The 344-nt window shown below is 45.9% G+C and carries 1 tRNA gene; it reads right to left on the bottom strand.

Annotation, left to right across the window (positions count from 1 at the left end):
- Window positions 1-267: 267 nt before the first annotated feature.
- A tRNA-Met gene (locus AAEZ22_RS18255) sits at window positions 268-344 on the bottom strand.

Genomic DNA, 344 nt, shown 5'->3' with positions numbered 1-344 from the left:
GGGAGCCAGGGTTTATGAAGAGCGAACGCATCACGCAGTGACGACGACCTTCGGGTTATGAGTCACTCACTAAATTTCAGACATAAAAAAACACTCTTTAAGAGTGTCCGTTTATTCTTATTTATTTCAGTGGTTGCGGGAGCCAGGGTTTATGAAGAGCGAACGCATCACGCAGTGACGACGACCTTCGGGTTATGAGTCACTCACTAAATTTTAGACATAAAAAAACACTCTTTAAGAGTGTCTGTTTATTCTTATTTATTTCAGTGGTTGCGGGAGCCGGATTTGAACCGACGACCTTCGGGTTATGAGCCCGACGAGCTACCAGACTGCTCCATCCCGCG

This window comes from Pseudoalteromonas sp. 20-MNA-CIBAN-0454 (genome assembly GCF_040308685.1).
GTDB classification, from domain to species: Bacteria; Pseudomonadota; Gammaproteobacteria; order Enterobacterales; family Alteromonadaceae; genus Pseudoalteromonas; species Pseudoalteromonas nigrifaciens.
Note: the sequence above shows the minus strand (reverse complement) of the source record. Positions and strands in the feature narration are given on the sequence as shown.